We start from the raw sequence: 13,463 nt of genomic DNA on the forward strand, positions 1-13,463 counted from the left end.
CTCGGTGGTACCGGCCGCGTGCAGCCCCGCACAAGCGGAATCGTGATACGGCTGGAAATCATCGCATTAGCTGACACTGCGTCGGGGAGAGATGAGCGAGTCATCACCGACAGTGAAGAGGGGGTTGCATGCGGCGGAGGGCCGAGACGGACAAGGCACTCAGTCAACTCGACGTCATACGGCGCACACTTGAGGACCCTGCTACGGGTCTGAGTGCGCTCTACGTGACGGTGGACCAGGCACGCCAGAAGGTCCTCGAAGCAGTGGCGCAAGGCACGATGGGCCTGCGCGAGGAGAACCGTGAGCTCCGGCGGCGGCAGGAACGGATGCTCACCGACCTGGCGGAGGCGCGGAGCGGTCTGGAGGCCCTGGGCCGACGCCTGGAAGAGAGCATCCAGGCGGTACCGCTGGTGCCGCCTCAGGTGGCGAGCGCCTTGGTGGCCGGCGCTCCGGCCACCACCGAGTCCGTTGTGCAGCCGCCCGCTGGGCCGGACCCGGCCGAGCCCGAGGTACTCGGAGAGCCGGCCGAGCTGACCGAACGATCCGACGGGAAGGAACCCCGCGTGCTGGAAGAAGTCCGCAATGCCCACGGTCATGGGAACACGACAGGAAATCCGGAAACCGCGCCGCACCTGACCCCTGTCGCGGAGCCGGTCCAGGAGCCTGCTCAGGCAGACAAGGAGGACCAGCGCGCCCACCTGGAGTGCCTCCTGTCGGCTGCTGCTATAGCCTCCGCGACGCTGATCTGTCACAGGGAGACGTGGGACTTCGTCGCAGAGCACACCAGTGGGCACACCCACTTCCGGCTCCCCGAGCGGATCGACGACGCGGATGGCGGCCGGATCGAGGCATCCCTGTCGGGAAGGTCCCTGCTCGCCGTGCTCACCACGATGTGGAAGGTGACCCGGGAACACGAGGGCGGCTCAACGTCGTCCGGTGATGGAGACCAGGACCTGGCCACGTGGGCGCTCGCCGCGGCCGTCTACCGCAGGACGGCTCTCGCGGTCGACCACGTGACGCATCTGGCCGAGAAGGAGAATGGCCCCGCCTTGATCGTCCTCGACGACCGGAGCACGCGCACGACTGCCCTGGACCCCGGCGCCGCCGCTGCCTGACCGGCTCCCCGGGGAGCCGGATTCCGAAGTCGGCTCCCAGATGGCTCCCAAGACAGGGGCAAACGCCAAACAGGGGCCTGATCCACTGAGTGGATCAGGCCCCTGACCTGGTCTTACGAAGTCGGGGTGGCGGGATTTGAACCCACGACCTCTTCGTCCCGAACGAAGCGCGCTGCCAAGCTGCGCTACACCCCGATCGTCGCCCTGCAGCCTGGGCTGTCCTGGCGACATCGATTACTTTAGCGGACCCTCGGCCGGAGACGAAATCCGGTTTTCGCGAGGGGGGCGGCGGGGCCGCTACGCCTTCGGGGTCAGCGTCAGGAGGGTGGCTTCCGGGGGGCAGGCGAAGCGGACCGGGGTGTAGCGGTTCGTGCCGCAGCCCGCCGAGACGTGGAGGTAGGCGCGGTGCCCGTCCACCTCGTGGGTGGAGAGCCCCTTCACCCGCTTCGTGTCCAGGTCGCAGTTGGTGACGAGCGCCCCGTAGAAGGGGACGCACAGCTGCCCGCCGTGCGTGTGCCCGGCCAGGATCAGCGGGTACCGGTCGGCCGTGAAGGCTTCCAGGACCCGCAGGTACGGGGCGTGCACGACCGCCATCGAGAAGTCGGCGTCCGCCTCCGGCCCGCCCGCGACCCGCTCGTAGCGGTCGCGCTTGATGTGCGGGTCGTCGAGCCCGGTGAAGGCGAGCTCCAGACCGGGCAGTTTCAGGCGGCCGCGGGTGTTGGTTAGGTTGACCCAGCCCGCCGCGTCGAAGGCGTCCCGCATCTCCTCCCACGGGTTGTGCACGGCGCCGACGACCGGCTTGTTGCCGTTCAGCCCGTGCCGGCCCTGGACCTTCTCGATCAGGTAGCGCCCGGGGTTGCGCAGCCGCGGCCCGTAATAGTCGTTCGACCCGAAGACGTACACCCCGGGGAAGGACATCAGGGGGCCCAGGGCGTCCAGTACCTCCGGAACGCCCTCCGTGTCGGAGAGGTTGTCCCCCGTGTTCACCACGAAGTCCGGCCGCAGGCCGGCCAGCGACTGCAGCCACGCGCGCTTCTTGTGCTGCCCGCCGACCATGTGGATGTCGGAGACCTGGAGCACGCGCAGCGGGCGCATCCCGGCGGGGAGCACCGGCACGGTGATCCGGCGCAGCCGGAACGACCGGGCCTCGAAACCGGCGGCATAGGCCACACCGGCGGCCCCCACTGCCGCGATCGACGCCGTGACCTTCAGGGGTACTCCGTAACGCGCACGCATGGCCCCATCGTCGCAGACGCGGAAAACCTGCGGGCGCCACCGGCCCTCCACCTGGCAGACTCAGGTCATGACCACGCTCAAGGCCAAGCTCCAGGAAGACCTCACCACCGCCATCAGGGCGCGCGACGAGCTGCACTCGTCCACGCTGCGCCTGACCCTCTCCGCCATCACCAAGGAGGAGGTCGCGGGCAAGGAGGCGCGCGTGCTCTCCGACGACGAGGTCCTCAAGGTGATCGCCAAGGAGGCGAAGAAGCGCCGCGAGGCCGCGGAGGCCTTCGCGCAGGGCGGCCGCCCCGAGCAGGCCGCGCGCGAGACGGCGGAGGGCGAGTTCCTCGACACCTACCTGCCCAAGCAGCTCAGCGACGAAGAGCTCGACGGGATCGTGGCGCAGGCCGTCGCGGAGGCCAAGGCCTCGGGCGCCGAGGGGCCGCGGGCCATGGGTGCCGTCATGAAGATCGTGAACCCGAAGGTGGCCGGTCTGGCGGAGGGCGGCCGGGTCGCCGCCGCCGTCAAGAGGTCCCTCTCGTAGACATGAATACATGAACGCATGAATGACCGAGGGCCCCGTCTGCGCGTTGCGCGGGCGGGGCCCTCGGTCATTCGTTCACTTCATGCCCGCTAGTCCTCAAGGCCGCCGAGCACGCCGCCCGGGAACGGGTCGGTCGGGGTGCCGCCGCCCGTCGCACCGCCCGTCGCCCCGCCGATCGCGCCGCCCGTCGGGCCGCCCGTGGCCCCCGCCGCCGTCTGGCCGCCGGGGCGGCCGCCGGGCTTGCCGTCGCCGCCCGGCTTGCCGGGCTTCCCCGGCTTGTTCGGGCTCGGGTTCGGGGTGCTGGGCCGGCCGCCGCCCGTCGGCGCGCCGCCCTCCGGGATGCCGACCGTGGTGAAGCTCGGCGCCTCCCGGCCCGACAGCGCGCCCGAGACCGCCTGCTTCCAGATCGGGCCGGGCAGCCCGCCGCCGTAGACCTTGTCGTAGTACTGGCCGCCGATGGTGATGTTCTCCATCGACACCTGCTTCGCGCCGCCCGAGCCGACCCACGTCGCGCCGGCCATGTTCGGCGTGTACCCGACGAACCAGGCGTTGTAGCGGCTGTCGGTGGTACCGGTCTTGCCCGCGTTCTGCCGGTCGGTCAGACCCGCCGCGGTACCCGTACCGGAGTCGATCACGCCGAGCAGCAGCGTGTTGACGGTGTCGGCGGTCTTCTCGCTCATCACGCGGTCGCACTGCGACTTCGGCACGGCCAGCGCCTTGCCGTGCGCGTCGGTGATGGACTCCAGGGCGACGGGGGTGCAGTACACGCCGCGGTTGGCGAAGGTCGCGTACGCGTTCGCCATGGTCAGCGGGGACATGCCCTCGGTGCCGAGCGCGATCGCCGGGACCTCCGGCAGCTTCGTCCCGTCGGCCGGGATCACGCCGAGCTTGGTGGTCATCTCGGTCACGGGGCAGAGCCCGTTCTCCGAGATCATCTCCACGAAGTACGTGTTGACCGACTTGGCCATCGCGTCCTGCATGCCGTACGGGCCGCGCTCGGACTCCGACTCGTTCTCGACCCGGTCGTGGGAGGTGTTGACCCAGGGCTTGTCGCCGCAGGTCTCCACCGGGCTCGGGTACTCCATGTCGTGCGGGGACGGGTACGTCTTGCCCGCGGACACGCCCTTCTCCAGGGCCGCGGCCGCGACGAACGGCTTGAAGGTCGAACCGGTCGGGAAGCCGAAGTTCGATCCGCCCATCCGCTTGTCGACCGAGAAGTTGATCTGGGTCTCGTTCTTCCCGAACCCGTACGGCTTCGACTGGCCCATGGCGAGGACCCGGCCCGTGCCCGGCTGCACCAGGGTGACGGCCGTGGCGACCTTGTCGTCCTGGTTGACGTGGTCCTTGATCGACTCGTTGACGGACTCCTGCGACTGCGGGTCCAGCGTCGTCCGCACGGTCAGGCCGCCCTGGTTCCAGAGCTTGGCCCGCTCCTCGCGGGTCTTGCCGAACACCGGGTCGGTCAGGAACGTGTTGCGCACGTAGTCGCAGAAGAAGCCCGCGCCCTTGACCGCGGTGATGCAGCCGTTCTTCGGCCGCGTCACCTTCAGCGTCACCGGCTTCTTCTTCGCCTCGTCCGCCTCGGTCTGCGAGACGTCCTTCATGTCGGCCATCCGCTGGAGGACGACGTTGCGGCGCTTCATCGCCTCCTGCGCGTCGTTCACCGGGTCGAACCGGCTCGGCGACTGCACCACGCCCGCCAGCAGCGCCGACTCGTCCAGGGTCAGGTCCTTGGCCGGCTTGCTGAAGTAGCGCTGGGCGGCGGATTCGATTCCGTACGCCTGCTGGCCGAAGTACGTGATGTTGAGGTAGTTCTCGAGGATCTTCTTCTTCCCGAGCTCCTCCTCGACCTGGATCGAGTACTTCAGCTCGCGGATCTTGCGGCCCAGGCTCTTCTCCTGGGCCTCGCGCACCTTGGTCTCGTCATCGCCGGCCTCTTCGACGAACACGTTCTTCACGTACTGCTGCGTGAGTGTGGAGGCGCCCTGCGCGGCCCCGCCCTCCTGCGCGTTGCGGTTGACCGCGCGCAGGATGCCCTTCGCGTCGATCGCGCCGTGCTCGTAGAAGCGCGAGTCCTCGATCGCGACGATCGCCTTCTGCATGTACGGGGAGATGGCCGTGAGCGGCACCACCTGCCGGTCCCGTGAATAGACCGTGGCGATCAAGCCACCCTCGGCGTCCAGAATCGTCGTGCGCTGACTCAGCGGCGGTGTCTTGAGATTGGCCGGGATCTCGTCGAATCCCTCGACCGTTCCCTTGGCGGCGAGCCCCAGGGCGCCTGCGCCCGGGATCGCGATGCCGGCCAGCACAACTCCGGAGAGAACGGACACCCCGAGGAACTTGGCGGCCTGCTGCGGCCCCGTGAGCCCGGCGCCCGAGCGCTTCTTTCCCATGGAGGGCAGCCTACGTTCTCATTCGCCGGACACGCGCGAATGCCTTGGCCTAAGCTGTCCTCAACTGTCACAGCAGTGCGGTGCGACATCAACCCCTCGGCTTGATTTTCACCCTTCCCGAATGGGGTGGACTTATGTCCGAATCTCGCCCCTCACTCTGACGGTCGCTCGTCCGTGGTCCGCCGATTCCATCCGAATTGCCGGAATGGTCGGGCATGTCGCCGGATCACTCCGTCGGGTGATCTGCCGCTTACCCATAGTCCGTTCGGACCATTCAAGATTGGGCCCGTCGGGGGTGTTGCACTGTGCCCGCCTTCCGTAACGTCCTCAACTGGCAGCGGTGAATATGCCGCTACCGCCGTGGGGGAGCCTCGATTCGGGAGAGGACGGCGCCGGGATGGGCTGGGTTACCGACTGGAGTGCGCAGGCAGCCTGCCGCACTACCGATCCGGATGAACTGTTCGTTCAAGGAGCGGCACAGAACAGGGCCAAGGCGGTGTGCACCGGATGTCCGGTGCGGACCGAGTGCCTGGCCGACGCGCTCGACAATCGTGTCGAGTTCGGAGTATGGGGCGGAATGACCGAGCGGGAGCGTCGCGCACTGCTGCGCCGGCGTCCCACCGTCACCTCGTGGCGACGGCTGCTCGAAACCGCCCGTACGGAGTACGAGCGCAGTACGGGCATCCTCACCGTGGATGTCGATGCGGACATGGCGGAGATCGACGTTCCGTACGAGGCGTACGAGACGTACGCGGCAGCGGGGTAGGCCGCAGGTCCCCTCGCGCGGTCCCGCGTACGACTGTCTCCGCACCCGGAGGCACCGCTCGTACGCAGGCATCCGTCGTAGGCATCCGCCGTACGAACGCCTACGCTCCGGCCGGCACCCCGGCCGCGAGTCGCTCTCCGATGGCCCGTAGCCCGGCGAGGTCGTGCACATCGCCGGGCAGGGCGGCCACTTCGGCCACCGCCACCTCGGGGTGCAGCGAGGTGAACCGATCGCGGGTGCGCTGTTCACGCGCGATCACCTGCATCCGCTCGGCATGCAGACGCAGCAACCCTGCGGTGATCTCGTCCACATCGGCCCCCGCCGCGTCGGCGTCCGCCACGCCGGCGTCCGCCGCTTCAGCCTCAGCGGCCGAGTCACGAAGTCCAGCATTCCCGGACTCCTGATCGACAATGCCGCCCTCTTCAAGATTCTCTGCGGCGGCCAACGCCCGCTCCGCGGACAGCTGATCGGCACCACTGCCGTGCACCCGGTTCAGTACGAGCCCGGCCAGCGGCATCTTCTCCGCGGCCAGCCGCTCCACGAAGTACGCCGCCTCCCGCAGCGCGTCCGGCTCGGGCGCCGCGACCACCAGGAAGGCCGTACCCGGAGCCTGGAGCAGCCGGAACGTCGCGTCCGCGCGGGTGCGGAACCCGCCGAACATCGTGTCCATCGCCGCCACGAACGTCTGCACGTCCTTCAGCAGCGAGGCGCCCATCAGCTTGCTGAGCGTGCCGGTCATCAGGGACATGCCGACGTTGAGGAACTTCATCCCCGCCCGGCCGCCCACCTTCGCCGGAGCCATCAGCACCCGGATGAACTTCCCGTCGAGGAAGGACCCCAGCCGCTTCGGCGCGTCGAGGAAGTCCAGCGCGGACCGGCTCGGCGGGGTGTCCACGACGATCAGGTCCCAGTCGTCGCGGGCCCGCAGCTGGCCCAGCTTCTCCATCGCCATGTATTCCTGCGTGCCCGCGAAGCCGGCCGACAGCGACTGGTAGAAGGGGTTGGCGAGGATGGCCTCCGCCCGCTCGGCGTCCGTGTGCCCCTCGACGATCTCGTCGAAGGTCCGCTTCATGTCGAGCATCATGGCGTGCAGTTCGCCGCCGTCCGCGCCGTCGACCCCCTTGCCTCCCTTGACCCCCTTGACCTTGCGCGGGGTGTTGTCCAGCGAGTCGATCCCCATCGACTGCGCGAGCCGCCGCGCCGGGTCGATGGTCAGCACGACCACCTTCCGCCCGCGCTCCGCCGCCCGTACGCCGAGGGCCGCGGCGGTCGTGGTCTTGCCGACCCCGCCCGCGCCGCAGCAGACGATGATCCGCGTCCCGGGGTCGTCCAGCAGCCGGTCCACGGGCAGCCGCGGGGGAGCGTCCATGCCGGCGCCGGTCTTCATTGCCGTTCTGGCCTCGGTCATTCGTCGCCCGCCTGCTTCCGCAGCTCCGAGGCCAGCTCGTAGAGCCCGGCCAGATCCATCCCCGCGCCGAGCAGGGGGAGTTCGTACGTCGCCACGTCCAGCTGCTCCAGTACGGTGCGCTGCGCGCGCTCCAGCTCCACCCGGCTCGCGTGCTCGGCGGCCTGCGCGAGCAGCGGGTCCACCAGCCGCTCGGCGAGCCCGCCGCGGCGCGCGCCGCCCAGGCCCGCCCGGGACAGCGCCTTGGCCACGTCCGCCCGGCGCTCGCCGGCGGCGGCGCGCAGCGTGTCCTCGTCCAGATGGTGCGGCCGCACCATGTTGACGACGACCCGCCCGACGGGCAGTCCGGCCTCCTCCAGCTCGGCGATGCCGTCGGCGGTCTCCTGGACGGGCATCTCCTCCAGCAGAGTCACCAGGTGGACGGCCGTCTCCGGGGACTTGAGCACCTTCATGACGGCCTGCGCCTGGTTGTGGATCGGCCCGAACCGGGCCAGCCCCGCCACCTCGTCGTTGACGTTCAGGAACCGGGTGATCCGCCCGGTCGGCGGCGCGTCCATGATGACGTGGTCGTAGACGTAGCGCCCGGCCTTGTCCTTGCGCCGGACCGCCTCGCACGCCTTGCCGGTGAGCAGGACGTCCCGCAGACCGGGCGCGATGGTCGTCGCGAAGTCGATGGCGCCGAGCTTCTTGAGGGCGCGGCCGGCGGAACCGAGCTTGTAGAACATCTGGAGGTAGTCGAGCAGCGCCCGCTCGGCGTCGATGGCCAGTGCGAAGACCTCCCCGCCGCCCGAGGCGACGGCGATCTTCCGCTCCTCGTACGGGAGCGCCTCGGCCCCGAAGAGCTGTGCGATCCCCTGCCTGCCCTCGACCTCGACCAGCAGCGTCCGCCTGCCCTCGCGCGCGAGGGCGAGCGCGAGTGCCGCGGCGACCGTGGTCTTTCCGGTTCCGCCCTTGCCGCTGACCACCTGGAGCCTGCTCACAGCGTCTGAGCCTAACCACTCGCCCCTCGGGCTGCGCATGAGCCCTCGGCATCACGCGTTACGCTCGCCCCCATGACCAAGAAGTTCGAATACGCGACGGTCCCGCTGCTGGTCCACGCCACCAAGCAGATCCTGGACACCTGGGGCGAGGACGGCTGGGAGCTCGTCCAGGTCGTGCCCGGGCCGAACAACCCCGAGCAGCTCGTGGCCTACCTCAAGCGGGAGAAGGCATGAGCGGCGTCGTCGAGGCGAAGCTGGCCGAGCTCGGCCTGACCCTGCCGGACGTCGTCCCGCCGCTGGCCGCGTACCAGCCGGCCGTGCGGTCGGGCGCGTACGTGTTCACCGCGGGGCAGCTCCCGATGGTCCGCGGCAGCCTGCCGACGACCGGCAAGGTCGGGGCGGAGGTCTCCGCGGAGGAGGCCAAGCAGCTGGCCGCGGTCTGCGCGCTGAACGCCCTGGCGGCGGTGAAGTCCGTGATCGGCGACCTCGACAAGATCGAGCGCGTCGTGAAGGTCGTGGGCTTCGTGGCCTCGGCCCCGGACTTCACGGGCCAGCCGGGCGTGCTGAACGGTGCGAGCGAGCTGCTGGGCGAGGTGCTCGGTGAGAAGGGCGTCCACGCCCGCAGCGCGGTCGGCGTGGCGGTCCTCCCGCTGGACGCCCCGGTCGAGGTCGAGCTCCAGGTAGAGGTTTCCGCTTCCTGACGCGCCGCGCCCTTTCTTCACGCGCCGCACCCTTTTTTGACGCGCCGCACCCTTCTTGACGCGCCACTCGCGCGCTTCGGCCCTGGCGGGCCTCACCGGCTTCGTGCCGCTGCGCTGGGGGCACCTCCCAGCGGTAGCTGGGGGAGCCTCCGTCCGGCGGCCCGCCGGGGCCGTTCCCGTTCCGCCGGGGCCGTTCCCGTTCCGCCTCTTCCCGCCCGTCAGGCGTTCGGGGGTCGGGTCCGGGCGACCCGGCCCGCCGCTCCGGGGGGCTCTCGAACATCGGGCCGGATACCCGTAGCATCCCGTCATGCCGAATGGTCAGAACGGTCAGCAGCAGCCCCCCGCCGGAGGCCAGTGGTACCCGCCGGAGTGGCCCGACCGCATCCGCGCGCTCATGGACGGTTCGCTCGTCCCGGTGGAACCCCGCCGCGCCGCCACCGTCATGCTGCTCCGCGACACCCCCGCCGGACCCGCCGTGCACATGCTGCGCCGCAAGGCCTCCATGGCCTTCGCCGGCGGCGCGTACGCCTACCCCGGCGGCGGGGTCGACCCCCGCGACGAGGACCACCTCGTCGGCTGGGCCGGCCCGAGCCAGGACGACTGGGCCGTACGCCTCGACACCGACCCCCGCACCGCCCAGGCGATCGTCTGCGGCGCCGTCCGCGAGACCTTCGAGGAGGCCGGCGTCCTGCTGGCGGGCGAGTCCCCCGACACCGTCGTCGGCGACACCACCGGCGACGACTGGGAGGCCGACCGCGTGGCCCTCGTCGCCCGGGAGCTCAGCTTCGCCGAGTTCCTCGACCGCCGCGGCCTGTTGCTGCGCTCCGACCTGCTCGGCGCGTGGGCCCGCTGGATCACCCCGGAGTTCGAGCCCCGCCGCTACGACACCTGGTTCTTCGTGGCCGCCCTCCCGGAGGGCCAGCGCACCCGCAACGCCTCCACCGAGGCCGACCGGACCGTCTGGATCCGCCCGGCGGAAGCCGCGGCCGGCTACGACAAGGGCGAGCTGCTGATGATGCCGCCCACCATCTCCACGCTGCGCTCGCTGGAGCCGTACGGGAGCGCCGCCGGCGCCCTCGCCGCGGCCGCCGACCAGGACCTGACCCCCGTACTGGCCCAGGCCACGCTGGAGGACGGCGAGCTGGTGCTCAGCTGGCCCGGCCACGACGAGTTCACCAAGCACGTCCGCCCCGGAGGCACCCCGTGACGAATGCGGCCGCTCTGCCCGGACAGCCCAGAGGAATCGTTACCTCAGGGCCCGCCACCGCCCGCGCGGTCAACATCCTGGCCCCCAACGCCTCCGCGATGACCCTGGACGGCACCAACACCTGGCTCGTCTCGGAGCCCGATTCCGCGGAAGCCGTCGTCATCGATCCCGGCCCCCTGGACGAGGCCCACCTGCGCGCCGTCGTGGAGAGGGCCGAACAGGCCGGCAAGCGGATCGCGCTGACCCTCCTCACCCACGGCCACCCCGACCACGCCGAGGGCGCGGGCCGGTTCGCCGAGCTCACCGGTACCAAGGTCCGCGCGCTGGACCCCGCCCTGCGCCTCGGCGACGAGGGGCTCGGCGCCGGGGACGTGATCCGGACCGGCGGCCTGGAGCTGCGCGTGGTCCCGACCCCCGGGCACACCGCCGACTCGCTCTGTTTCCATTTGCCCGCCGACCGCGCCGTCCTGACCGGCGACACGATCCTCGGCCGCGGCACCACCGTCGTGGCCCATCCGGACGGGCGCCTCGGCGACTACCTGGACTCGCTGCGCCGGCTGCGTTCGCTGACGGTCGACGACGGCGTGCACACGGTGCTCCCGGGCCACGGGCCGGTCCTGGACGACGCCCAGGGCGCGGTGGAGTACTACCTGGCCCACCGCGCGCACCGGCTCGCCCAGATCGAGACCGCCGTGGAGGACGGGTACGCGACCCCCGAGGCGGTCGTCGCACACGTCTACGCGGACGTGGACCGCTCGCTGTGGCCGGCCGCGGAATGGTCCGTACGGGCGCAGCTGGAGTACCTTCAAGATCACGGACTGATCCCGGGGGGCCCCGAATGACCACGCTGTTCCTGCTGCTCGCGCTGATCGCCACGGCATCGTGGATCACCTCGACGGTGACCCTGCGCATGAAGGCCTTGGAGCGGCGCTCGGAGCGCCTGGAGCGGCGCCTCGGCCTGGTCCTGGACCACTTCGGCATCGAGGAGCCGGAGCCGGCCGGGCTGGACGAGGTACGGGCGCTCGTGCGCGACGGGCGTGAGGTCGAGGCCATCCGTGTCTACCGGCGGATCACCGGGGCCGGCCTGCTGGAGGCGAAGCAGGCGGTCGAGGCCCTGACGGACGTCTGAGCGCCGCACGAGGGGACGGTCACCCGCAGACGGCCGTCCGGAGACGACAGAGGGGCCCCGCCCGACCGGGCAGGACCCCTCCACGCACATCCGGACCGCGGTCAGCGGGACCGCTTCGCCAGCCGCTCCACGTCCAGCAGGATCACGGCGCGGGCCTCCAGGCGGAGCCAGCCGCGGCCCGCGAAGTCCGCGAGGGCCTTGTTGACCGTCTCGCGGGAGGCGCCGACCAGCTGGGCCAGCTCTTCCTGAGTCAGGTCGTGCACGACGTGGATGCCTTCCTCGGACTGCACGCCGAAGCGGCGCGACAGGTCCAGGAGGGCGCGGGCGACGCGGCCCGGGACGTCGGAGAAGACCAGGTCGGACATCTGGTCGTTGGTCTTGCGCAGGCGCCGTGCCACCGCGCGCAGCAGCGCGGTCGCGACCTCGGGCCGGGCGTTGAGCCAGGGCTGGAGGTCGCCGTGGCCCAGGCCGAGCAGCTTGACCTCGGTCAGGGCGGTGGCGGTGGCGGTACGCGGGCCGGGGTCGAACAGCGACAGCTCGCCGATCAGCTCGCCGGGGCCGAGGACGGCCAGCATGTTCTCGCGGCCGTCGGGGGAGGTGCGGTGGAGCTTCACCTTGCCCTCGGTCACGACATACAGCCGGTCACCGGGGTCGCCCTCGTGGAACAGGGCGTCACCGCGTGCGAGGGTCACCTCGCCCATGGAGGCGCGGAGCTCCGCGGCCTGCTCATCATCGAGCGCCGCGAAGAGCGGGGCGCGCCGCAGAACGTCGTCCACGAGTCTCTCTCCTATGTCGACCAGCTCAGGGGGACCTGGTCCCCCATTTTGCCGGACGGCTCAAACAGTGCGATCAATCACTACCAAGGATGCCGGACGTACGCGTGTGCTGTGCGGTGAGAGGCCAATCAGAGTGGTGTTACCTGAGGTCCAGGCGGGTGTCAGCGCCCGGCCTTAGGCTGGCCGGGTGTCCAACAAGCCGGTGAGAGCACAGGCCAAGGGGTCCGCAGGAGTGACGGGCGGACCTAATTCAGCTGTGGGCGAACAAGCCCCCGAGAAGACGCCCGGGAAGCGCCGGACGGCCCTGCCGAGCCCCCAGGGCAAAGGTTCGGCCAAGAAACCGGAATCGCATCTGGCGATGGTGCGCCGGGCCCGCCGCATCAACCGCGAGCTGGCCGAGATCTATCCGTACGCCCACCCCGAGCTCGATTTCCGGAATCCCTTCGAGCTGCTGGTCGCCACGGTCCTCTCCGCGCAGACCACCGACCTGCGCGTGAACCAGACGACCCCGGCCTTGTTCGCCGCCTACCCGACCCCCGAGGACATGGCCGCGGCCGTGCCCGAGGATCTGGAGGAGATCATCCGGCCGACCGGGTTCTTCCGGGCGAAGGCGCGCTCCCTCCTCGGCCTCTCCCAGGCCCTGCGGGACGACTTCGGCGGGGAGGTGCCGGGCCGGATCGAGGACCTGGTGACGCTGCCGGGTGTCGGCCGCAAGACGGCCAACGTGGTGCTCGGCAATGCGTTCGGTGTCCCGGGGATCACCGTGGACACCCACTTCGGCCGGCTGGTGCGCCGCTGGAAGTGGACCGAGCAGGAAGACCCGGAGAAGGTCGAGGCGGAGATCTGCGCGATCTTCCCGAAGAGCGAGTGGACGATGCTCTCGCACCGCGTGGTCTTCCACGGCCGCCGGATCTGCCACTCCCGCAAGCCCGCCTGCGGCGCCTGCCCGATCGCCCCGCTGTGCCCGGCGTACGGGGAGGGCGAGACGGACCCGGAGAAGGCGAAGAAGCTGCTCAAGTACGAGAAGGGCGGCCAGCCCGGCCAGCGGCTGAGCCCGCCGCCCGACTATCCGGGTCTCCCGGCGCCGCCGCTGGGCGCCGGCGGGGCGGCCTCGGCGGACGCGACGGGCTCCACCGGCTCGACAGCCTCGACCGCCTCCACCACCTCGACCGCCTTCTGAGCACGCGACACGGAGCGGAACTGAACGGAGCACGGCCGCGGGCCGC

At 70.7% G+C, this 13,463-nt stretch carries 14 protein-coding genes and 1 tRNA gene; 9 read left to right on the forward strand and 6 right to left on the reverse strand.

Translation table 11 applies throughout. The features are described 5' to 3' along the window. The first annotated feature begins 128 nt into the window (after positions 1-128). On the forward strand, positions 129-1,115 hold the full coding sequence (locus OG509_RS20650; RefSeq protein WP_406183922.1) for a hypothetical protein: 987 nt from the start codon (positions 129-131) through the stop codon (positions 1,113-1,115). Between the two features lie 121 nt (positions 1,116-1,236). Here the strand turns inward: OG509_RS20650 and OG509_RS20655 are convergent. Both OG509_RS20655 and OG509_RS20660 read right to left on the reverse strand, forming a co-directional pair. Next, positions 1,237-1,310, reverse strand: a tRNA-Pro gene (locus tag OG509_RS20655). Between the two features lie 102 nt (positions 1,311-1,412). Further along, positions 1,413-2,351, reverse strand: a complete 939-nt coding sequence (locus tag OG509_RS20660) for a metallophosphoesterase (RefSeq protein ID WP_406183924.1) — start codon at positions 2,349-2,351, stop codon at positions 1,413-1,415. Between the two features lie 67 nt (positions 2,352-2,418). Here OG509_RS20660 and OG509_RS20665 point away from each other — a divergent pair, with 67 nt between their 5' ends. Beyond that, positions 2,419-2,880, forward strand: coding sequence for a GatB/YqeY domain-containing protein (locus OG509_RS20665; RefSeq protein WP_406183925.1), 462 nt, complete (start codon positions 2,419-2,421; stop codon positions 2,878-2,880). A gap of 89 nt (positions 2,881-2,969) precedes the next feature. Here OG509_RS20665 and OG509_RS20670 read toward each other — a convergent pair whose 3' ends face one another. Beyond that, entirely contained in the window at positions 2,970-5,273 is a 2,304-nt protein-coding gene (locus OG509_RS20670) for a transglycosylase domain-containing protein (RefSeq protein ID WP_406183927.1), read from the reverse strand. 397 nt (positions 5,274-5,670) lie between these two features. Here OG509_RS20670 and OG509_RS20675 point away from each other — a divergent pair, with 397 nt between their 5' ends. Continuing rightward, positions 5,671-6,039, forward strand: a complete 369-nt coding sequence (locus OG509_RS20675) for a WhiB family transcriptional regulator (protein WP_406183928.1) — start codon at positions 5,671-5,673, stop codon at positions 6,037-6,039. A 100-nt stretch (positions 6,040-6,139) separates the two neighbouring features. Here the strand turns inward: OG509_RS20675 and OG509_RS20680 are convergent, their stop codons facing one another. Next, the gene (locus tag OG509_RS20680) at positions 6,140-7,447 is read right to left on the reverse strand and encodes an ArsA family ATPase (protein WP_406183930.1); all 1,308 of its coding nucleotides are present in this window, start codon (positions 7,445-7,447) and stop codon (positions 6,140-6,142) included. Next, the gene (locus OG509_RS20685) at positions 7,444-8,424 is read right to left on the reverse strand and encodes an ArsA family ATPase (RefSeq protein WP_387282537.1); all 981 of its coding nucleotides are present in this window, start codon (positions 8,422-8,424) and stop codon (positions 7,444-7,446) included. The genes OG509_RS20680 and OG509_RS20685 overlap by 4 nt, the downstream gene beginning before the upstream one ends. A 72-nt stretch (positions 8,425-8,496) precedes the next feature. On the opposite strand from OG509_RS20685, the gene OG509_RS20690 reads away from it, so the two are divergent. The 5 genes from OG509_RS20690 to OG509_RS20710 all read left to right on the forward strand — a co-directional run bounded on the left by OG509_RS20690 (position 8,497) and on the right by OG509_RS20710 (position 11,461). Further along, on the forward strand, positions 8,497-8,658 hold the full coding sequence (locus OG509_RS20690; protein ID WP_007264966.1) for a DUF4177 domain-containing protein: 162 nt from the start codon (positions 8,497-8,499) through the stop codon (positions 8,656-8,658). Beyond that, on the forward strand, positions 8,655-9,125 hold the full coding sequence (locus OG509_RS20695) for a RidA family protein (protein WP_053690985.1): 471 nt from the start codon (positions 8,655-8,657) through the stop codon (positions 9,123-9,125). The genes OG509_RS20690 and OG509_RS20695 overlap by 4 nt, the downstream gene beginning before the upstream one ends. Positions 9,126-9,432: 307 nt before the next feature. Beyond that, positions 9,433-10,332, forward strand: a complete 900-nt coding sequence (locus OG509_RS20700) for an NUDIX hydrolase (RefSeq protein ID WP_406183932.1) — start codon at positions 9,433-9,435, stop codon at positions 10,330-10,332. Next, the gene (locus OG509_RS20705) at positions 10,329-11,174 is read left to right on the forward strand and encodes an MBL fold metallo-hydrolase (RefSeq protein WP_406183933.1); all 846 of its coding nucleotides are present in this window, start codon (positions 10,329-10,331) and stop codon (positions 11,172-11,174) included. Before OG509_RS20700 ends, OG509_RS20705 begins: the two co-directional genes overlap by 4 nt. Continuing rightward, entirely contained in the window at positions 11,171-11,461 is a 291-nt protein-coding gene (locus tag OG509_RS20710) for a hypothetical protein (RefSeq protein ID WP_406183934.1), read from the forward strand. The genes OG509_RS20705 and OG509_RS20710 overlap by 4 nt, the downstream gene beginning before the upstream one ends. A gap of 101 nt (positions 11,462-11,562) precedes the next feature. Here OG509_RS20710 and OG509_RS20715 read toward each other — a convergent pair whose 3' ends face one another. Further along, positions 11,563-12,237 (reverse strand): Crp/Fnr family transcriptional regulator, encoded by a 675-nt coding sequence (locus OG509_RS20715; RefSeq protein WP_003981529.1) that lies wholly within the window; start codon positions 12,235-12,237, stop codon positions 11,563-11,565. Between the two features lie 358 nt (positions 12,238-12,595). On the opposite strand from OG509_RS20715, the gene nth reads away from it, so the two are divergent. Then, the gene (gene nth / locus OG509_RS20720; protein WP_406187638.1) at positions 12,596-13,417 is read left to right on the forward strand and encodes an endonuclease III; all 822 of its coding nucleotides are present in this window, start codon (positions 12,596-12,598) and stop codon (positions 13,415-13,417) included. The last annotated feature ends 46 nt before the right edge of the window (positions 13,418-13,463 follow it).

It is taken from the genome of Streptomyces sp. NBC_01006 (assembly GCF_045162725.1).
GTDB lineage: Bacteria > Actinomycetota > Actinomycetes > Streptomycetales > Streptomycetaceae > Streptomyces.